At 32.7% G+C, this 19,654-nt stretch carries 18 protein-coding genes; 16 read left to right on the top strand and 2 right to left on the bottom strand.

What is annotated here, in order from left to right; genetic code table 11:
* The first annotated feature begins 64 nt into the window (after positions 1–64).
* Together HZR23_RS01825 and HZR23_RS01820 are read left to right on the top strand one after the other, a co-directional pair.
* Positions 65–481, top strand: coding sequence for a hypothetical protein (locus tag HZR23_RS01825; protein ID WP_132848153.1), 417 nt, complete (start codon positions 65–67; stop codon positions 479–481).
* Entirely contained in the window at positions 468–1,544 is a 1,077-nt protein-coding gene (locus HZR23_RS01820) for a phosphodiester glycosidase family protein (RefSeq protein ID WP_132848154.1), read from the top strand. The genes HZR23_RS01825 and HZR23_RS01820 overlap by 14 nt, the downstream gene beginning before the upstream one ends.
* Positions 1,545–1,593: 49 nt before the next feature.
* Here HZR23_RS01820 and HZR23_RS01815 read toward each other — a convergent pair whose 3' ends face one another.
* Positions 1,594–2,958: an MATE family efflux transporter gene (locus tag HZR23_RS01815; protein WP_132848155.1), complete on the bottom strand. Its 1,365-nt coding sequence runs from the start codon at positions 2,956–2,958 to the stop codon at positions 1,594–1,596.
* A 447-nt stretch (positions 2,959–3,405) separates the two neighbouring features.
* Here HZR23_RS01815 and gdhA point away from each other — a divergent pair, with 447 nt between their 5' ends.
* From gdhA to HZR23_RS01790, 5 genes are all read left to right on the top strand, one after another.
* Positions 3,406–4,752 carry an NADP-specific glutamate dehydrogenase gene (gdhA, locus tag HZR23_RS01810; RefSeq protein WP_132848156.1) on the top strand — a complete coding sequence of 449 codons (1,347 nt, stop codon included), beginning with the start codon at positions 3,406–3,408 and terminating at the stop codon, positions 4,750–4,752.
* A 141-nt stretch (positions 4,753–4,893) separates the two neighbouring features.
* The gene (locus HZR23_RS01805) at positions 4,894–7,494 is read left to right on the top strand and encodes a PEP/pyruvate-binding domain-containing protein (RefSeq protein WP_132848157.1); all 2,601 of its coding nucleotides are present in this window, start codon (positions 4,894–4,896) and stop codon (positions 7,492–7,494) included.
* Positions 7,495–7,668: 174 nt separating this feature from the next.
* Entirely contained in the window at positions 7,669–8,487 is an 819-nt protein-coding gene (locus tag HZR23_RS01800) for a transporter substrate-binding domain-containing protein (protein WP_249536731.1), read from the top strand.
* Between the two features lie 153 nt (positions 8,488–8,640).
* Complete coding sequence (locus HZR23_RS01795; protein WP_132848159.1) at positions 8,641–9,303, top strand: amino acid ABC transporter permease; 663 nt, start codon at positions 8,641–8,643, stop codon at positions 9,301–9,303.
* Positions 9,296–10,018: an amino acid ABC transporter ATP-binding protein gene (locus HZR23_RS01790; RefSeq protein ID WP_132848160.1), complete on the top strand. Its 723-nt coding sequence runs from the start codon at positions 9,296–9,298 to the stop codon at positions 10,016–10,018. Before HZR23_RS01795 ends, HZR23_RS01790 begins: the two co-directional genes overlap by 8 nt.
* A gap of 53 nt (positions 10,019–10,071) precedes the next feature.
* Here the strand turns inward: HZR23_RS01790 and HZR23_RS01785 are convergent, their stop codons facing one another.
* A complete protein-coding gene (locus tag HZR23_RS01785) occupies positions 10,072–10,821 on the bottom strand; it encodes a peptidylprolyl isomerase (RefSeq protein WP_132848161.1) in 750 nt (249 codons plus the stop codon).
* Between the two features lie 188 nt (positions 10,822–11,009).
* On the opposite strand from HZR23_RS01785, the gene HZR23_RS01780 reads away from it, so the two are divergent.
* The 9 genes from HZR23_RS01780 (at position 11,010) to HZR23_RS01740 (ending at position 19,516) form a co-directional block, all read left to right on the top strand.
* Positions 11,010–11,957 carry an L-threonine 3-dehydrogenase gene (locus HZR23_RS01780; protein WP_132848162.1) on the top strand — a complete coding sequence of 316 codons (948 nt, stop codon included), beginning with the start codon at positions 11,010–11,012 and terminating at the stop codon, positions 11,955–11,957.
* A gap of 139 nt (positions 11,958–12,096) precedes the next feature.
* A complete protein-coding gene (locus HZR23_RS01775; RefSeq protein ID WP_132848163.1) occupies positions 12,097–12,609 on the top strand; it encodes an NADH-quinone oxidoreductase subunit NuoE family protein in 513 nt (170 codons plus the stop codon).
* Between the two features lie 11 nt (positions 12,610–12,620).
* Positions 12,621–13,013, top strand: a complete 393-nt coding sequence (locus HZR23_RS01770) for a (2Fe-2S) ferredoxin domain-containing protein (protein WP_132848164.1) — start codon at positions 12,621–12,623, stop codon at positions 13,011–13,013.
* A gap of 14 nt (positions 13,014–13,027) precedes the next feature.
* A complete protein-coding gene (locus tag HZR23_RS01765; RefSeq protein ID WP_132848165.1) occupies positions 13,028–14,818 on the top strand; it encodes an NADH-quinone oxidoreductase subunit NuoF in 1,791 nt (596 codons plus the stop codon).
* A 15-nt stretch (positions 14,819–14,833) separates the two neighbouring features.
* A complete protein-coding gene (locus HZR23_RS01760; protein ID WP_132848166.1) occupies positions 14,834–16,576 on the top strand; it encodes an NADH-dependent [FeFe] hydrogenase, group A6 in 1,743 nt (580 codons plus the stop codon).
* Between the two features lie 134 nt (positions 16,577–16,710).
* Positions 16,711–17,217: a sigma-70 family RNA polymerase sigma factor gene (locus tag HZR23_RS01755; RefSeq protein WP_207667858.1), complete on the top strand. Its 507-nt coding sequence runs from the start codon at positions 16,711–16,713 to the stop codon at positions 17,215–17,217.
* The gene (locus HZR23_RS01750; RefSeq protein ID WP_243098197.1) at positions 17,217–18,656 is read left to right on the top strand and encodes a DUF4179 domain-containing protein; all 1,440 of its coding nucleotides are present in this window, start codon (positions 17,217–17,219) and stop codon (positions 18,654–18,656) included. The genes HZR23_RS01755 and HZR23_RS01750 overlap by 1 nt, the downstream gene beginning before the upstream one ends.
* 117 nt (positions 18,657–18,773) lie before the next feature.
* Positions 18,774–19,202: a DUF1893 domain-containing protein gene (locus HZR23_RS01745; RefSeq protein ID WP_132848168.1), complete on the top strand. Its 429-nt coding sequence runs from the start codon at positions 18,774–18,776 to the stop codon at positions 19,200–19,202.
* A gap of 23 nt (positions 19,203–19,225) precedes the next feature.
* A complete protein-coding gene (locus HZR23_RS01740; RefSeq protein WP_132848169.1) occupies positions 19,226–19,516 on the top strand; it encodes a hypothetical protein in 291 nt (96 codons plus the stop codon).
* The last annotated feature ends 138 nt before the right edge of the window (positions 19,517–19,654 follow it).

Below are 19,654 nucleotides of genomic sequence, written 5' to 3'. Positions count from 1 at the left end.
TAAAGGAAGTTTAATATAGCTTCCTTTATTTTATTTTGTAAGTATAGAATTGGGGGTTAATAAAATGAAAGACAATATTTCTTCATCAAGAACTGATAAAAAAAGAAATGGAACATCAGTTGTAGTTATTGCTGTGTTATTGATAGCGCTTATAGGGAGTGCTGTAGGGTTTAGTTACTTTGGATATAAATATATTGATGGTAAGTTTAAGCTAATTCAACAGGATGTTGAAGAAAACTTAGCCAGTGTTTTAAATGAAATACAAAGTATAAATACCAACAATATTAAGTCCATGGAAGAGTCTTTAAATCAAATGATTTTAGAAATGGAAGAATTAAAGAAAGTAGTATCTGATGCGGACAAAAGTGTTACATCTACTTCTGCAGCTCAACAGAGTTTAACTGATAAAATTCAAAACTTAGAAAAACAATTGAAGGATTTACAAAAAGGAATGGAGTTGCTTAAAGATGCGATTCGTTAGAACGATTGCAATATTTTTAATTATTGCTCTTTGTCCGCTCTTTGGAACCCTTTATTATTTTAAATCTAATGCCGAGGATTTAACGCCTTATGTAGATAAGGATAGATTTATGATTGAAATTGATAAATCCAGGGAAAGTATAAATAGGCTCCTGAGTAATAGTGTAGATTTACTTGAAAAAGCAAATCAAATGAAGGCTTCGATAGATGGCCAAAGTGCAAATGTTATTAGACAAGATCAATTGCTAAATGAAATGATCTCAAATAGTAATAAACAAAAGGCCCTTTATAGTCAAACCTATGAAAAATATATTTATGCTCCGTTAGGAAGAGTAATAGATAGCCACGTTTCTAGCAAAGCTGAGATTAAATTATATGAGGTTGTGGAATCTAATTATAGAGGGTATATTGCCAAGGTAAAACTATTTAACCCTTCTGCCTTAAATGTTAGTCTAGGAGAGGGTGAATTAGGGAAAGCAGAGACTACAAGTGCTGCTGTAAAAAGAGAGAATGCTATATTTGGAGTTAATGCTGGAGGCTTCTTCTTCTCTAACCATTCAGGAACTGGATTATATTATCCTGTTGGTAATACAATGCTAGATGGAAGGTTAATAGAAAACTTTAAAATTCCTTCGGAAGAAGGTTTGTTCTTTAGTGGATTTACAAGAGATGGTAGATTAGTTGGTGGAATATATAATTCACATGAAGAACTACTTCGTTCAGGTGCTTATTGGGGCACAAGCTTTGTACCTATATTAATACAGGACAGACAAACTCAGACAATACCTGGAAAATGGAGGAATTCAAGACAACCAAGAACTATAGTAGGGAACTTACACAATGGTGATCTATTTTTTATGGTTATAGATGGTAGACAACCAGGATGGAGTAACGGTGCTACTCTAGAAGAAATGCAAAGAAAGCTCAAGCAGCTAGGTGCTATATCTGCATATAATTTAGATGGTGGTGGGTCAACTACTATGGTATTTAAAGATAAAATAGTTAATAGACCTTCCGATGGAAAGGAAAGACTTGTTGTAACTAATATTTTAATAAGTAAATAAAATACCTAATAAGAGCCTAATCCTGAATTTTAAGGAATAGGCTCTTTATTTACATTTCTTCAATTATATTTCGTACCCATTTTTTAGAGATTACTCTAGGGATACCAAAAAATGCTTTTAGGATTTCCTCGAAGGATACGAAGGCTACAACCCAGTAAATAGGTAATTTCCATATTAGAGCACCTATAAATGCTAAAGGAACACCAATTAGCCATACACTACCCATATCTAAAAGTAAGGAATACTTTGTGTCTCCACCACCCCTAAGAATACCTACAATTAATATTGTGTTAAAGACCTTTGCACTCATAACTACTGAAAGAACCATTAAAATCCTTATTGTATTATAGCGGACTTCTTCTGATATATTAAAAAATGATACAACAAATGGGGCGGACACAAATAAGGTTAACCCTATTATAAAACCAATAATAAAGCCGATAATTGAAAACTTTTTAGCATAGGAAATAGCTGTATCATTTTTATTAGCTCCGATCTCATTACCTATCATTACAGTAGATGCATTTGCAACACCAAAAGCGATAACCATAAAAAAGTTCTGTACTGTATTTGAGATATGAATAGCCGCAATTGCTTCTGTCCCGATTCTTGCATATGCAGCTAAATACATCGTTACGCCTACAGACCATAAGCCTTCATTTAAAATAACTGGTGCTGCAGTTTTAAAGAAGCTTTTTAAAAAGTCAGTTGAAAAGCTAAACATTTCCTTGAAATTACCTGCCAAAGGATGCCCTTTATAATATATTAATCCCAATAGTAAAAACATTTCTAAATATCTAGAAAATAGGGTTGCTAATGCTGCTCCCTTAACTCCCATAGCTGGGATAAATCCCATACCAAATATTAGAATATAGTTTAATACTGTATTTAGTAGTAAGGATATACTACTAATGAGCATAGGGAGTTTTGCTTCTCCAATACTTCTCGAACCAAAAGAGTATGAAAAACTAATGGCTGTGGTAAGATAACTTAGTCCTACAATAGATAAATATGAACTGCCTAATTCCAGTGTTGAAATATCACTTGTGAATAAGCTTAAAACTTTTTGTGGTATAAAAAATGAAAAGCTACCAAAAATAAAACTTATTATTCCTCCAAAGAATAGTGCTATGCCTAAAATTTTTCGAATACTAACTATGTCATTTTTTCCCCAAAACTGAGAAAAGAATATGGATGCACCACTATTTAAACCGAATAATATAAGGATGAATATAAAGAAAAATTGATTAGCAAGACCAACAGAAGCTATTTCTACTTCTCCAAGTTTTCCAACCATTATAGTATCAACTAAATTAAGCGATGAAGATATAAGGTTTTGCAATGTAATTGGAATTGCAATACTCATAAGAGTGTTATAAAATTGTCTATCTTTTAAATGTTTTGTTAAAAGCATAATAATCCTCTTTCAATTTATAATATGGTAATGAAATAAACTTAAATCCTATTACTATTTTACAGTGAAACTAAGATAAATCAATATTGATTAATTAGCATTATTATGTTCTCTGTACAAAATTTATTAAAATTAAGGAATAATTACAAAGGCAATAGCCAATAAATTACATAAAAGTAAGTATTATATACAGGGAGGAAAAATGAGATTATTCAAATTTCAAAAAAAGTAGATGCGTTACAATTTATTCTAACGACAATAATAGACTATTTATGAAAAAAGAACATGTTGCTACGAACAATTTTTAAATAAAATAGTTGAATTGTTTCTTATTTGTTGTATAATAATAAATAAATTATTTTATAGAAGATTCTGAAATTTATAATTATACAAGATTTTTCTTGTTATATATTATTAAATAAAAATAGTTTTAGGGGGCTTGTGTAAATGAACGCAAAGCAGTATGTACATGACGTGTTTGAGGCAGTGGTAAAAAGAAATGGAAATGAACAAGAGTTTCAGCAAGCAGTTAAAGAGGTTTTAGAAACACTTGTACCAGTTTTTGAGAAGTATCCAGAATATATGGAAAGTGGTATCCTGGATAGAATTGTTGAGCCTGAAAGACAAATAATATTCAGAGTACCATGGGTAGATGATAGTGGTAAGGTTCAAGTAAACAGAGGTTTTAGAGTTCAATTTAATAGTGCAATTGGACCATATAAAGGAGGACTTAGATTCCATCCTTCTGTAAATGTTAGTATTATTAAATTTCTAGGTTTTGAGCAAATTTTCAAAAACTCATTAACAGGACTACCTATAGGTGGAGGTAAAGGCGGATCGGACTTCGATCCTAAAGGTAAATCAGATAGTGAAATTATGAGATTCTGCCAAAGCTTTATGTCTGAGTTATATAGACATATTAGCCAAGATATTGACGTGCCAGCAGGAGATATTGGTGTAGGCGCAAGAGAAATTGGTTTCTTATTTGGTCAATATAAAAAGCTAAGAGGAGCATACGAGGCTGGAGTTCTTACTGGTAAAGGCTTAGTTTATGGTGGTAGCTTAGCTAGAAAAGAAGCTACAGGATATGGACTAGTTTACTTTGTAGACGAAATGATTCAAGCTAAAGGTATGACTTTGAAAGATAAGACTGTAGTTGTATCAGGTTCAGGAAATGTTGCTATATATGCGATCGAAAAACTACACCAATTAGGAGCTAAAGTTGTAGCATGTAGTGACTCAAATGGATATATTTATGATAAAGATGGAATTAAAGTTGAAACTGTTCAAAAATTAAAAGAAGTTGAAAGAAAAAGAATAAGCGAATATGTTAAGTACCATCCAGAAGCTGAATATAATGAAGCTTTCTTAGATATTTGGAAAATTAAATGTGATATAGCACTGCCTTGTGCTACTCAAAATGAAATTGACGAAGAAGCTGCTAAAATACTTGTAGCTAATGGAGTTAAGGCTGTAGGAGAAGGTGCTAATATGCCATCGACTTTAGAAGCAACTGAAGTATTTTTAAAGAATGGAGTATTATTCGCGCCAGCAAAGGCTGCCAATGCGGGTGGAGTTGCAACTTCAGCTCTTGAAATGTCTCAAAATAGCATGAGATTATCATGGACTTTTGAAGAGGTAGACGCTAAGTTAAAAGACATAATGGTAAATATATACAAAAACGCTAGTAAATATGCAGAGGAATTTGGTATGACTGATAACCTTGTAGCCGGAGCTAATATAGCTGGATTTATGAAGGTTGCTGAGGCAATGCAAGCACAGGGGATAGTTTAATAAATACTAAAGATATAAAGCTAATTCTAAGGAAGTCTAACTTCTTAAGAATTAGCTTTTATTAAAATTTTTATTTTCTTTTGAAAATGAATTGAATATTTAAGGGTATATATAATCTGTAATCATTTAGGGGGAAAAGTGATGAGTTCAGATAAACGAAGTACTGGCATAGAAAGTCTAGATAAGGTCTTAGACTATTTAAGGCTAGGGGATAATGTTGTATGGCAAGTAGATAGCGTTGATGACTATATAGAATTCGCAAGACCTTTTGTATATGAAGCAATAAACAATGGACGAAGAATAGTTTATATGCGCTTTGCAGACCATGAGTCAATTATAAGGAATAATTCATCAGTAATAACCTATGAACTAGATGCTCAAGATGGTTTTGAGTCATTTTCTACTACAGTACATAATATTATTGCCAGAGAGGGTCTAGGGGTTTATTACATTTTTGATAGCTTATCGGATCTTTTATCTGTATGGGCAACAGATTTAATGATCGGAAATTTCTTCTACATAACCTGTCCATTTCTTTTCGAACTTGATACAATAGCATACTTTGCGATAATAAGAGATAGGCACTCCTATGATTTAATCTCTAGAATAAGAGGAACTACACAGCTACTACTAGATTTATATTGTTATCAAACTGATATAAAAACCTATTATTTACATCCCCTTAAAGTATTTAAAAGATATTCCTATACAATGTTCTTACTTCATGTCCTAGAACATGGAAATTTTATACCAATAGTAAATTCAATTCAGTCAGCAACACTATTTTGTGCGTTACAAGACAGGAAACTAGGTAGTAAACAAAAATATTTAGACTACTGGGATAAAGTGTATGAAAAGGCTGAACATATTTATAATATGTCAAAGAATGATGGTTCAGATTTTCTACCAGAGGTTAAGGAGACGACTACCCTACTATCTAAAATGATGTTAACGAAGGATGCGAGAGTTCTAGAGCTAGTAGAAAAATATTTTACTTTAGAGGATTTAATAAAGATTAAATCTAGGTTAATTGGGACTGGTTTTGTTGGGGGTAAATCCTTAGGGATGTTATTAGCGAGAAATATTATTTTAAAAGATAAGGAATTTGATTGGAAGACTTATTTAGAGCCACATGATTCATTTTATATAGGTTCTGATGTGTTCTATACATATATTGTTCAAAATGGTTGGTGGAGAGAAAGGGTTAAACAAAAAACAGATGAAGGATATTTTGAGATAGCCAAAGATTTACGAGAAAAGATGCTAAAGGGTACTTTCCCACCGGCTATAAAGGAGCAATTTATTCAGATGCTTGAATATTTTGGGCAATCTCCTATAATTGTTAGATCTAGTAGTTTGTTAGAGGACGGTTTTGGAAATGCCTTTGCAGGAAAGTATGAAAGTGTGTTTTGTGTAAATCAAGGAAGTCCAGAAGAACGATATGAATGTTTTGAAAAAGCAGTTAAAATTGTATATTCCAGTGTTCTAAATGAGGACGCTTTAACTTATAGGCTTAAAAGAGGACTTCAGCACAAGGACGAACAGATGGCCCTATTAGTTCAAAGGGTATCCGGTTCATATAATAAAAAGTATTTCTTTCCACAGATGGCAGGTGTAGGCTTCTCATATAATACATATACATGGAAAAATGATATAAATCCAGATGCAGGAATGCTGAGATTAGTCTTCGGTTTAGGTACTAGGGCTGTGGATAGAGTGGAAACTGATTATCCAAGGATAGTATCTTTAGATAAGCCAATGCTTAAAACTCATTCTCATAAGGAGGATTTGAGAAGATTTTCTCAGCAAGATGTGGATGTATTAAATATAGAGGAAAACAGTATTCAAACTATATCTGTAAAGAAATTAATAGGACAGAAGCTTAATATGGATATGGACTTATTTGGGATAAGAGATCATGAAATTAATAGAAAGCTAAGGGAATTTGGAATCAATGATGAAGAGGCATGGATTATTACTTTTGACAAGCTTTTTACTGAAACTCCCTTTGTAAAAATAATGAGGCATATACTTAAAATAATCGAAAAAGTATATGAATATCCAGTTGATATAGAATTTGCAGTAAACTTTACTAATAGGACACCTCAAATTAATTTATTACAGTGTAGACCATTACAGACAAAGGGAAAAGGGGTAAAAGTGAGGTTCCCTCAAAATATTTCACAAGACAAAATTATAGTAAAAACGAATGGTAATTTTATGGGGGGAAGCATTGATTCTAATATAAATAAGATTATATATGTTAATCCTGAGGGCTATAGCAAACTGGATAATACAAAAAAATATGAAATAGCTAGAATAATAGGTAGATTAAATAAGGAGTATATAGACCCTAATAACGATAGAGTAATGCTACTAGGCCCTGGTAGATGGGGAACGAGCACCCCGTCCTTAGGTGTTCCGGTAACTTTTTCTGAAATAAGTAATGTAACAATATTGGGTGAGGTTGCATTTAGTAGCGGCGGACTTATGCCAGAACTCTCCTTTGGTACCCACTTCTTTCAGGATTTAGTCGAAACAGATATATTTTATATAGCTATTTTCCCTCAAACAAAAGGTGTATTATTTAATAGTAATACATTTGGTAAAAATCATTTTTCAACTGTACTTCCTAATTTTACTCAATTCCAAAATATTATAGGTGTATACAACTTTAATGATAACATTGTAAGATTTAGAGCGGATTTAATATCTCAAAAGGTACTTTGCTATTTAGATTAACTTATAAATATACTTAAAATAAAAACTTTTAATTTTGAAATTTTTTATGTATATTTTTAAATATTTTTTAATATTTATTAAAAAAAGTATTGAAAAAATTCAAAAATGTATTAAAATATATTCGTAGGACAAATCAATTATTTAAAAAAGGGGAGATTTAAATTGAATAAAATTATGAAAAAATATTCAACTGTTCTAATAATTATTCTAACAATTGCACTTTTAGCTGGATGTTCTAGCAAACCTGCAGATACTACTAACAACAATAACAACGCTGGAACCATTCAAAGATATGGTGATATACCAGCAGCTTTAACAGAGTTAATTAACGGTGGAGTAGATGCAGTAGTTGCGGATTCACCAGTAGTTTTAGAGTTTTTAGCAAACAACCCGAGTACAGGATTAACTGCATTTGGAGATGAAAGCTTTGAAAAAGAGTTTTATGGTATTGCAATGAGACAACAAGATACAGAAATTCATGAATTAATAAATGAAGGATTAGAAAGAGTAATCGCTAATGGAGTTTATGACAAAATCTTTAACAACTACTTCGGAGATGGAACTGAGTATGTAGTTGAAGAAGGAGAGAATACATTAGGGATTACAATAAAAGCTGGTGCTGATATGGCTTATGCTCCATTTGAGTATGTTAATGACAAAGGTCAACCAGAAGGTTTTGATATGGACTTAATAAGAGCTATTGGAGCTGAGATGGGCTTTAAAGTTGAATTAATAAATACAAACTGGGATGGAATAATTCCTTCATTAATAGCTGGAAATATAGATCTAATTATTTCTGCAATGACAATTACAGAGAAAAGACAAGAAACAGTTACTTTCTCTAACCCATATTTTGAAGCTACACAATATATCGCGGTTAAAGAAGGATCTACAATCAAAAGCTTAGAAGACCTAAAAGGTAAAAAAATCGGTGTTCAAAATGGTACAACTGGAGATATCGCAATTACAAACTATTTAGAAGGTCAAAAATAAAGGCTAGTATCCTTTAAACTAAAGTAGGTGGTGCCAAGGTAACACCTACTTTTTAATGTCACCAATAATTAACATATTTATATTGATTGTTAAATACGTTTTAAGTAGAAATCATGTTATAATGTTTTTATCCAAATGAAAAGGAGGATTTCTATGGATTTTCGTTTTAATGTAATTGTTGATTATCTACCTTTGTTAATGCAAGGAGTTAGATTAACCATACAATTATCTGTTGTTTCAGTTGCTGTTGGAACAATAATCGGACTTGTTATTAGTTTATTAAGATTATCTAGTATTCCACCATTAAGATGGTTTGCAAAAGGATATGTAGAGTTTTTAAGAGGAACTCCATTAATGGCTCAGATATTTCTTATACACTTTGGTACTCCACAATTTTTAGGGATTAGTGCCTTTAACCCATTAATATCTGGAACAATAGCTCTAAGCTTAAATAGTGGTGCCTATGTAGCAGAGATTTTTAGAGGTGCTATACAATCTATTGATAAGGGGCAAATGGAAGCAGCTAGATCTTTAGGGATGACATATCCACAAGCAATGAGATATATTATTATCCCCCAAGCTTTTAAACGTGCTATACCACCTCTAGGAAATGAGTTTATAGCAATTTTAAAAGACTCTTCTTTAGTTTCGGTTATATCACTTCAAGATTTAATGATGGCAGGAAGAATTATGCAAGGTAGAACATTCCGATTTGTTGAAACATGGCTAGTTGTTTCACTTCTATATTTAGTTATGACTTTAACATTATCTCAATTTGTAGCATATCTTGAGAGGAGGTTTAGTAAGAGTGATTAAAGTAAATGACCTCAGAAAAAGATTTGGAAAGTTAGAAGTTTTAAAGGGAATTAATGCAGAGATAAAACACGGTGAAGTAGTAGTAGTTATTGGTCCTTCAGGCTCTGGAAAAAGTACATTTTTAAGATGTATTAATCAACTTGAGGAAGCAAGTGAAGGTGAAATTTTAATTGATGGTGTTAATCTTCTAGATAAATCTACTAATATTAACGAGGTAAGACAGGAAGTAGGTATGGTATTTCAGTTGTTTAACCTTTTTCCTCATAAGACAGTGTTGGAAAACATTATGTTAGCTCCGATGAAGGTAAGAAATATACCAAAAGATGAAGCAGAAAAAACAGCCCTACAGCTACTAGATAGAGTAGGCTTAAAAGATAAAGCTAATGTATACCCAGGTACACTTTCTGGTGGACAAAGACAGAGGGTAGCTATTGCTAGAGCTCTAGCTATGAAACCTAAGGTTATGTTGTTTGATGAGCCAACTTCTGCCTTAGACCCAGAAATGGTTGGGGAAGTTCTTGAAGTAATGAAAAGCCTAGCTAAAGAAGGTATGACTATGGTAGTTGTTACTCATGAAATGGGCTTTGCTAGAGAAGTAGGGGATAGAGTATTGTTTATGGATGAGGGAATGATAGTCGAAGAAGGTAAACCAGTAGACATCTTTACTAATCCTAAAAACGAAAGAACTCAATCATTCTTAAATAAAGTATTATAGAGAAAATAACAGCCTTTGGGAAAGAAGTTACTTCCAAAGGCTGTATTATTTTATTATTCAAAGATTTTAACGCTATATTTTTCTTTTAAACTTTCAACTGTATCATAGTAAATAGTTTGTTGTTTTTCGGCTACCAAGTGTTGTCTAATTTGATTTTTAACTTCCTCAAGAGGCCTTTCAGTTTTTTCATTCTTTTCCACTACTTTGATTAAGTGAAATCCAAATTGAGTTTGAACAGGCGCGCTAACAGCATTTTTTTCCATATTGAATGCAGCTTCTTCGAATTCTGGAACCATTCTACCTCTGCCAAATACTCCAAGATTCCCTCCTTGTGCACTTGAAGGACAAGATGAATATTGAGTGGCAGCCTCTTCGAAAGAAAGTCCGTCATTTATTTCTTTAAGAATTTCTAAAGCTTTATCTTCATCTTCAACTAAAATATGACTAGCCTCAACACTTTCTGGATTTACAAATTTCTCTTTATTCTCATTATAGAAGGCTTCTATTTCTGAACCAGCTACGGTGGCTTGGCCTACTACTTTACTTATAGTATATTGCTTAAGGAAAGTTGAAATTATTTTTTCAAGCTCTAACTTATATTGCTCTTCCTCTTCAATATTGTTCTCTTTAGCATATAAATAAAATAATTCTTGATTAACCAGCTCTTCTATTACTCTATTTATTCCCTCTGGTGATTTGAATTGTGCAGCTTTTTGAGGGTCCATACTTCTCAATAGTAGTTCAACATCTAATCTGGTAATTTCTCTTCCACCGACTGTTGCTACAACTTGACTATTAGACATAATTTAACACTCCTTTATATGTAATTATTTATATAATATCAAACATAATATATATTGTCCAATTAACAACACATAATTATTCTATTAATAGAAAAATTAGGTTATAATATAATTGCATTTGATTTGTTGAATAAATGGGTTTAAGTAGCAATATGATTAACTAATAAAATGAGCATTGGAGGAGTATTATGAAAAAGATACTTATAACTGGGGCTTTAGGACAAATAGGAACTGAGTTAGTTTTAGCTATGCGTGACATCTATGGAAGTGATAATATTATCGCCAGTAATATAAGGATGAATGGCTCTGAAGAAGTAATCAATTCTGGTCCATTTGAAATATTAGATGTTATGGATAAAGATAGATTAAAAGAGGTTGGGCAGAAATATAAGGTGGACTCTGTTATACATTTAGCTGCTATTTTATCTGCAGTTGGTGAGAGTAATCCGACTTTAGCTTGGGACATAAATATGAATGGTCTTTTTAATGTATTAGAGATGGCTAGAGAACATAATTGCTCCGTTTTTGTACCTAGTTCTATAGCTGTATTTGGTAATGATACTCCAAAGGATAGTACCCCACAGGATACACTGCAAAGGCCTTCTACAATGTACGGTGTTTCTAAAGTAGCTGGGGAACTTCTATGCGATTACTATTATAAAAAGTATAATGTAGATTGTAGAGGATTACGCTTCCCTGGATTAATTTCTTATATGGCTCTACCTGGTGGAGGAACGACTGATTACGCAGTACATATTTACCATGAAGCAATTAAAAATAAAAAGTATACTTGCTATTTAAATCAAGGTACATATATGGATATGATGTATATGCCTGATGCGATAAATGGTATAATCTCATTGATGGAGTCTGATACTAATAAGCTTAAACATAGAAATGCTTTTAATGTAACAGCTATGAGTTTTGCTCCTGAGCATGTATTTGAAGAAATAAAAAAACATATACCTGAATTTGAGATGGACTATAGCATAGACCCTGTAAGACAAGAGATTGCAAATTCATGGCCGAACTCATTAAATGATAATGAGGCCAGAGAGCAATGGGGATGGAAGCCTAAATACGATTTAAGCTTAATGACTAAGGATATGTTAGAAAAATTATCAAAAAAAGTATAAATAAAAAAATAATTAAAATAAAAAATATTCAATTAGAAATACTATCTGTTAAAGATAGTATTTTTTTTGTATATGAAACTTAACTAGTGAAATAATAAAGCATAGTTTTATTTCAAGACAAAGTTATTGGAGGTTATATATGGGAGAACAACATTTTAAGTTACAGCAAAAAAACGATTTAGAGCAAGTACTTCCAAAGGAAAAGTATGATGAGTTAGCGGATTACATTAGAAGCCTCGATAGTTTAGAAGGTAAGTTAATACAGGTGCTATATGAAGCCCAGCGTATTTTTGGATATCTTCCTAGGGATGTGCAGCTATTTGTTGCTAGGAGATTAGGACTATCTGGAGCGGAAGTGAACGGTGTAGTTACCTTCTATTCATATTTTGTTGAAACACCAAAGGGAGAGCATAGTATTAATGTGTGTACTGGGACAGCTTGTTTTGTTAAAGGTGCAAATAAAATTGTAGATAGAATAGAAAGAAAATTAAATGTAAAGCTAGGTGAGACATCTAAGGATGGCAAGTTTACACTTAATGGGTTAAGATGTGTTGGAGCTTGTGGATTAGCTCCTGTTGTTATAGTAGATGAGAAGGTATATGGACGAGTAAAGCTAGATGAAGTTGATGAAATATTAAGCAAGTATCAATAGGAGGTAGTTTAATGTCAACTATAAAATCCTTAGATGAACTTAAGAAAATAAGGGAGCAGTCTTTAAAAAAGATGGAATTAAGAACTGTTGGTGCCGAAAAAGATAGCATAAAAATATTAATAGGTATGGCAACATGTGGTATAGCAGCCGGGGCAAGGGATACTTTAAGTGGAATTTTAGATGAAATAGACAAACAGAATCTAGATAATGTCTATGTAGTTCAAGTAGGTTGTATGGGTTATTGCTATGCTGAGCCAGTAGTACAGGTAAATATGCCAGGTAAGGAGCCTATAGTATACGGAAATATTGATGCTAAAAAAGGAAGAGAAATAATAAATAAACATATTCAAAAAGGAGAACTTTTAGAAGATTTAATTATATCTAAATCTTTTCATAGGGTTTGATGAGGAGGAAGAAAATGAGTAAATATCGCTCACATATACTAGTTTGTGTTGGTACAGGGTGCCAGTCACAAGAAAGTAACGACCTAATAGAACAATTAAAGCATGAGCTTAAATCAAGAGGATATGAAGAAGAAATACAAGTAGTCAAAACAGGATGTTTTGGTTTTTGCGAAAAGGGACCAATTATTAAAATATTGCCGGAAGATGTCTTCTATATTGAAGTAAAGCCATCGGATGCAAAAGAAATAGTTGAGGAGCATATAGTTAAAGGTAGACGAGTTGAGAGGTTATTATATGAGGAGCCTAATATACAGAAGCGACTAGAAGAGCAGCATGATATACCCTTCTACAAAAAGCAAATTAGAATTGCCCTTAGAAATTGTGGGTTAATTAACCCAGAGGACATAAGGGAGTATATTGCTGTTGATGGATATTTAGCTCTTGGTAAGGCATTAACAGAAATGAAGCAGGAAGAAGTAATAAAGCTTGTTAAAGATAGCGGACTTAGGGGAAGAGGCGGTGGTGGTTTCTCAACTGGCTACAAGTGGGAGCTGACATATAATAATAAAAATGACTTAAAGTTTATTATTTGCAATGCAGATGAAGGGGACCCTGGTGCATTTATGGATAGAAGTATTTTAGAAGGGGATCCTCATAGTGTACTTGAGGCTATGGCAATTGGAGCATATGCTATTGGCGCAGAAAAAGGATATGTCTATATTAGGGCAGAGTATCCATTGGCTATACATAGATTAAAGATTGCTATAGAACAGGCTAGAAAATATGGATTCCTAGGAGAAGGGGTTTTTGGGACAAAATTCAATTTTGATATAGAGCTTAAATATGGTGCAGGAGCCTTTGTTTGCGGTGAAGAAACCGCACTGCTAAATTCTATAGAAGGGGGAAGAGGGGAACCTAATGCAAAACCACCATTCCCTGCAGAAAGTGGGCTGTGGAATAGGCCAACCTGTGTTAATAACGTGGAAACCTTTGCGAATGTTCCACCAATTCTTTTAAATGGACCTGAATGGTTTAATAAGATTGGTACGGAGAAGAGCAGAGGTACAAAGGTATTTGCGCTGGCTGGGAAAGTAAACAATGTTGGACTTATTGAAGTGCCGATGGGAATTAAGATGCGAGAGGTTATATTTGATATAGGCGGTGGCATAAGAGATGGTAAGAAATTTAAAGCTGTGCAAACAGGCGGGCCCTCAGGTGGTTGTATTCCTGAAGAGCTTTTAGATACTGCCATTGACTTTGAAAGCTTAAAGGAAATTGGTTCTATGATGGGGTCTGGTGGAATGATTGTAATGGATGAAGATGATTGCATGGTAAATATAGCTAAGTTTTATCTTGAATTTACAGAGGAAGAGTCCTGTGGTAAATGTACACCATGTAGAATAGGTAATCGAAGATTACATGAAATCTTAATAAAGATAACTGAAGGCAAAGGTACTAAAGAGGATTTAGAGGATTTAAAACGTCTTGGTGAAATGATTAAAATAAGCTCCCTTTGTGGCCTAGGACAAAGCTCGCCGAATCCAGTTCTAAGCACTCTAAAGTATTTCTATAATGAATATGAGCAACATGTATTTAATAAGCATTGTCCTGCGGGGGTATGCACAGCACTTAAAAAGTATGAAATAATGTCTGATAATTGTAAAGGTTGTACACTATGTAAGAAGGTTTGTCCAGTTGAATGTATAGAGGGAAATACGAAAGAGGCCCATAAAATAGATCCGGAAAAATGTATTAAATGTGGAGCGTGTTTTGAAGCCTGTAAATTTAATGCTATTGCAAAATAATAAGGTGGTGAACGAATGAGTAAAGTAAAGATAAAAATTAACGAAACGGAAGTAAAGGTTCCTAGGGAGTATACTGTATTAGATGCAGCCAAAGAGGCTGGAGTTATGATACCTACCCTTTGTCATCTAGATTTACACGATTTAAAGTTTGTAAATAGAACTGCATCATGTCGTGTATGTATGGTAGAGGTAGAAGGACAGCCAAACCTAGCACCAGCCTGTGCTACACCAATTAGAGATGGTATGGTAATTAAGACAGATACACTGAAGGCAATCACTGCGAGGAGGATGGCTGTGGAATTTTTACTTTCTAATCATCCTACTGATTGTTTAATTTGTCCTAAAAATCTACATTGTGAGTTGCAGGAACTAGCACAACGTTTAAGTGTAAGAGAAATTAAATATACAGGGACGGCTATGACTACACATCTGGACACTTCTAGCCAGTCATTAGTTAGAAATCAAAATAAGTGTATTTTATGTAGAAGATGTGAAACTGCTTGTAATGAAATACAAACCTGTGGAATTCTATCAGCTCTAAATAGGGGTTTTGAAACCATAGTTGGGCCTGCCTTTAATTTACCAATGGTTCATACATCCTGTACCTATTGTGGTCAATGCGTAGCGGTTTGTCCAACGGCCGCTCTAACAGAAGTTAACCATGTACCAAAAGTATGGGAGGCATTAAATGACCCTGAAAAATTTGTAGTAGTTCAAACAGCACCTGCTATTAGGGTGGCTATTGGAGAACTATTTAATATGCCTGCGGGTAGTATAGTTACTGGTAAACTTGTTGCTGCTTTAAGAAAGCTTGGCTTTGATAGAGTTTTTGATACAGATTTTGGTGCAGATTTAACTGTAATGGAAGAAGCTAAGGAGCTCATACACAGAATAGAGCATGGTGGAAGATTACCTATGCTTACGAGTTGCTGCCCTGCCTGGGTTAGCTTTATAGAGCATCAGTTTCCTGATCTAGTTGATGTACCTTCAACATGCAAATCACCTCACATTATGTTTGGAACCATTGCTAATACATTTTTAGCAAAAAAACTAAATATAGAGCCAAGTAAAGTTACTGTTGTGTCGATAATGCCTTGTATAGCTAAAAAGGCAGAGGCTGCAAGAACAGAGCTTTCTATAGATGATGTTAATAATGTAGATATAGTAATTACCACTAGAGAATTAGCAGCAATGATAAAAGAGGCTGGTATAGATTTTGATAAGCTTCAAGATGAAGACTTTGATCATCCATTAGGAGAAACCTCAGGAGCCTCTGTAATCTTCGGTACAACTGGTGGAGTTATTGAAGCAACTATGAGGACTGCTTATGAGTGGTTAACTGGTGAAGAATTGAAAAAAGTAGAATTTAAACAATTAAGAGGATTGGAAGGCATAAGAGAGGCAGCTATTCCAATAAATGGTGAGGAAATTAGAATTGGTATTGCCCATGGCTTAGGGAATGCAAGACAATTACTTGAGGAAATTAGAAGTGGAAAATCGAAATATCATGCTATTGAAATTATGGCATGTCCAGGGGGCTGTATAGGTGGTGGTGGACAACCTTTCCATCATGGCAATGAGGATGTAATAAAGAAAAGACAAGAGGCCTTATATAAAGAAGATAAAAACAAAAAAGTAAGACAATCCCACAAAAATAAAGAGATTTTAGAGCTTTATGAAAACTATTTAGGACAACCATATGGAAAGCTAGCCCATGAGCTGCTGCATACAAGATATAGACCAAAAGAGAGAATATAATATATAAGGAAGAATAGAGTGATTTGCATTCTATTCTTTTTTAATATATTTTATAAATAGCAAAACTTTATTGTATTTGACATAGTCTAATAAATAAGATATTGAAATGGCGATGAAAAAATGAGGTGGGAACTTTGGAATTTGAAGATTTAGTAATTGCTTCTCAAGAAGGTGATGACAATGCTTTTTATGAACTTATGAAACTAAATAAAGTTAAGCTATATAGAATAGCGTATACCTATTTAAAAAATGAAGAAGATTCCCTAGAGGCAATACAAGAAACTACATATAGGGCTTATACTAAGTTAAAAAAACTTAAAGAACCTCAATTCTTTAAAACATGGTTAGTTAGGATATTAATTAATTATTGTTTTGACGAATTAAAAAGGCAAAAAAAATGTCTTCCTATGTTGAATGACAAAGAAATTTCCCAGGAAATGAATAATGATAGATTAGATATGGAATGGGCTATTGACAAATTGTTACCAAAGTATCGAGACATAATTATACTAAAGTACTTCGAGGACTTAAGGATACAGGATATAGCTTTAATACTAGAATGTCCTGAAGGTACAGTGAAAACTTGGCTAAACAAAGCACTGAACGAATTAAGAACAATCATAAAGGAGGGTGGTCATTGATGTTTCATGATGAAGAGAAAAAGTTATATAAGTTAAAAGAAAACTATGATAATATTGAAATTCCCCAAAATTTAGATGATTTTATTATTAAGGGTATAAAAAAAGGTCAATTTTCTGAAAATAATGTAAAAACAAGAAAGATGATTTCTTTAGCTGCATCTTTATTAATAATTATATTTATTACTTCTATTGTAATATCTCCTGCTTTTGCAGATTTCGCAAGTAGAATCCCTGGAATAGGCTATTTTATGAATTTTTTTAATTATGATAAAGGAATTCAAGCAGCTTTGGAAAACGATTTTATACAAGTTATTAATGTCTCTGATGAACATGATGGCACAAAGCTTACAGTCGAAGGAGTAGTAATAGATGAGTCTAGAATGATAGTTTTTTATAACATTCAAACGCAGGAGGAAAATGCAGATATTTATTTACATGAAATTGAGTTCTTAAATGGTAGTGGGGAACATCTAAGGGCTGGATTTGTTTATTCACCACCCATTTTTGAACAAGAAAATAAAAGTTTTAAGGGGACGATTGATATAAGTTTTAATGAAGAGACAAAAATAACCAATAATCTTACTATGATATGTAATTTAGTAATTAATGAAAAAAACAAAGAGATGGTAGAGAGAAATATAAATGATATAGATAGCTACTTCAGTAGTGTTCATAAACCTCTTTGGGATAGAGAGGTTAATGGATTATTTAAAATTAACTTTAATGTGGATACAGAAAAATATGAGAACCTAAAAGAAGTATACGAGCTTAAAAAAGAAGTATGGGTTGAAGGTCAAAAATTTATTGTTCAGAGAGTCTCAATTTATCCCTCTAGGACTGAGATTGGTATAAGTTATGATGAAAAAAACACAATGAAAATATATGGCTTTGAGGACTTAAGAATAGTTGATAAAAGTGGTAATGAATTTTCGAGTATAACAAATGGTATAACAGCATCCTATATAGGAGAGGATGGAATAAGACTTTATTTACAAAGTAACTTCTTTAAGCACCCAAAAGAATTATATTTAGAAGGGAGTACCTTAAGGGCGTTAGATAAATCAAAAAATAAAGTAGTTATTGATTTAGAAGATCAAATAATTATAGAGCAGCCTGATGGTAGATTTGAACTATCGAATCTTGTTGAGAATATTATAGATAATACCATTGGTATAGAGGTAAAATATGAGTATGAAGTGCCAGTAGATCAAATGAATAGATTTATAGGAGTAGAGCTTTCTCATACATTTACTGATGAGCGTGGAGTTGAGTATACACCACGTAATAGTGGATCATCTGCAACTAGTACTGAAGGAAAACATATTTATACTATATATAATAGGTTTGATAGGGTTGAAGGTCTTGGAAGGAAAATAACTTTTAAACTTACGAATTATCCTAAAACAATAAAAGCGCCATTTAGAATAAAAATTAAATAGTATTATAGTTGGAGCCTTTTAGGCTCCATTTAATATTAGTGACAAAAAAAAATTATTTGATATAATAAGACTAATAGGATTAAATTTGGATTCTATTTAAATTGGAGGAGGCAAGGGATGACTGAGTTTAACATAGCTAAGGATTTACTAATAAAAGAGGCTTATTCTTTGGTAATATATAAGGATGGAAAAATAATAATGACCTCAAAAGAAAAAGGCTTAAAACCAATTATGGTTGCATTAGCAGAATATAGAGAAGAGATTAAAGGGGCAATTCTTGCGGATAAAATAATTGGAAAAGCAGCCGCTTTATTATGTATTTATGGAGGTATAAAAGAGGTTTATGCCCATACCCTAAGTGATTGTGCTAAAGAAATTTTGCAAAAAAACGGCGTAAGGGTAGAGTCAAATAGAGTTGTGCCATATATAATAAATAGAGAAGGTAATGATAAGTGTCCGATGGAAAAGTTGGTAGAAAACATTGAAGTGCCAGAGGATGCTCATAAAGCAGTTTTGAATTTTATATCAAAGCAGACTAGAAAGTAAAATTACAGTATAAAGGAGTAAATATGAGTTTAGAAAATATAAAATGTCCACTATGTAAAAGTGATTCAAATGAAGCGAAAAATAAACCATTAAGGAAGATTGTAAGAGAAGAGTTAAAGCATTTGATCATTGATGAAAGCTATTACTTTTGTAGTAATTCTATATGTGAAGTAGTCTTTTTTAATAAAGATATGGAAAAAATATTTTTACTTGAGGATGTAAATCTATTTGCAGATATAGATGAACAATCGGGTTGTGGTTGCAATAATCAAAAGAATGGATGCAATAAAAGTGGCGGTTGCTGTGGTAACTAAAAAAGGTTTGTTATAACCTTATCATAATAAATATGGTAAGGTTTTTTTATATTAAAAAATATGCTATGTATTGGTAAAAACCTTAAAATATGTTAAGTATATATGATATAATAGTACTGTAATTAGCTAAAGGGGTGA

This window comes from Serpentinicella alkaliphila (assembly GCF_018141405.1).
Classification (GTDB): Bacteria; Bacillota; Clostridia; order Peptostreptococcales; family Natronincolaceae; genus Serpentinicella; species Serpentinicella alkaliphila.
The sequence above is the reverse complement of the archived record's forward strand: the minus strand, read 5'-3'. Positions and strand labels throughout refer to the sequence as shown.

Bases quoted from the DNA above. Each gene is read 5' to 3' on its own strand.
- HZR23_RS01750 (WP_243098197.1), top strand. From the start codon at position 17,217: ATGTTTCATGATGAAGAGAAAAAGTTATATAAGTTAAAAGAAAACTAT.
- HZR23_RS01780 (WP_132848162.1), top strand. From the start codon at position 11,010: ATGAAAAAGATACTTATAACTGGGGCTTTAGGACAAATAGGAACTGAG.
- HZR23_RS01745 (WP_132848168.1), top strand. From the start codon at position 18,774: ATGACTGAGTTTAACATAGCTAAGGATTTACTAATAAAAGAGGCTTAT.
- HZR23_RS01760 (WP_132848166.1), top strand. From the start codon at position 14,834: ATGAGTAAAGTAAAGATAAAAATTAACGAAACGGAAGTAAAGGTTCCT.
- HZR23_RS01815 (WP_132848155.1), bottom strand. From the start codon at position 2,958: ATGCTTTTAACAAAACATTTAAAAGATAGACAATTTTATAACACTCTT.
- HZR23_RS01740 (WP_132848169.1), top strand. From the start codon at position 19,226: ATGAGTTTAGAAAATATAAAATGTCCACTATGTAAAAGTGATTCAAAT.
- gdhA (WP_132848156.1), top strand. From the start codon at position 3,406: ATGAACGCAAAGCAGTATGTACATGACGTGTTTGAGGCAGTGGTAAAA.
- HZR23_RS01805 (WP_132848157.1), top strand. From the start codon at position 4,894: ATGAGTTCAGATAAACGAAGTACTGGCATAGAAAGTCTAGATAAGGTC.
- HZR23_RS01785 (WP_132848161.1), bottom strand. From the start codon at position 10,821: ATGTCTAATAGTCAAGTTGTAGCAACAGTCGGTGGAAGAGAAATTACC.
- HZR23_RS01820 (WP_132848154.1), top strand. From the start codon at position 468: ATGCGATTCGTTAGAACGATTGCAATATTTTTAATTATTGCTCTTTGT.
- HZR23_RS01825 (WP_132848153.1), top strand. From the start codon at position 65: ATGAAAGACAATATTTCTTCATCAAGAACTGATAAAAAAAGAAATGGA.
- HZR23_RS01775 (WP_132848163.1), top strand. From the start codon at position 12,097: ATGGGAGAACAACATTTTAAGTTACAGCAAAAAAACGATTTAGAGCAA.
- HZR23_RS01795 (WP_132848159.1), top strand. From the start codon at position 8,641: ATGGATTTTCGTTTTAATGTAATTGTTGATTATCTACCTTTGTTAATG.
- HZR23_RS01765 (WP_132848165.1), top strand. From the start codon at position 13,028: ATGAGTAAATATCGCTCACATATACTAGTTTGTGTTGGTACAGGGTGC.
- HZR23_RS01800 (WP_249536731.1), top strand. From the start codon at position 7,669: ATGAAAAAATATTCAACTGTTCTAATAATTATTCTAACAATTGCACTT.
- HZR23_RS01770 (WP_132848164.1), top strand. From the start codon at position 12,621: ATGTCAACTATAAAATCCTTAGATGAACTTAAGAAAATAAGGGAGCAG.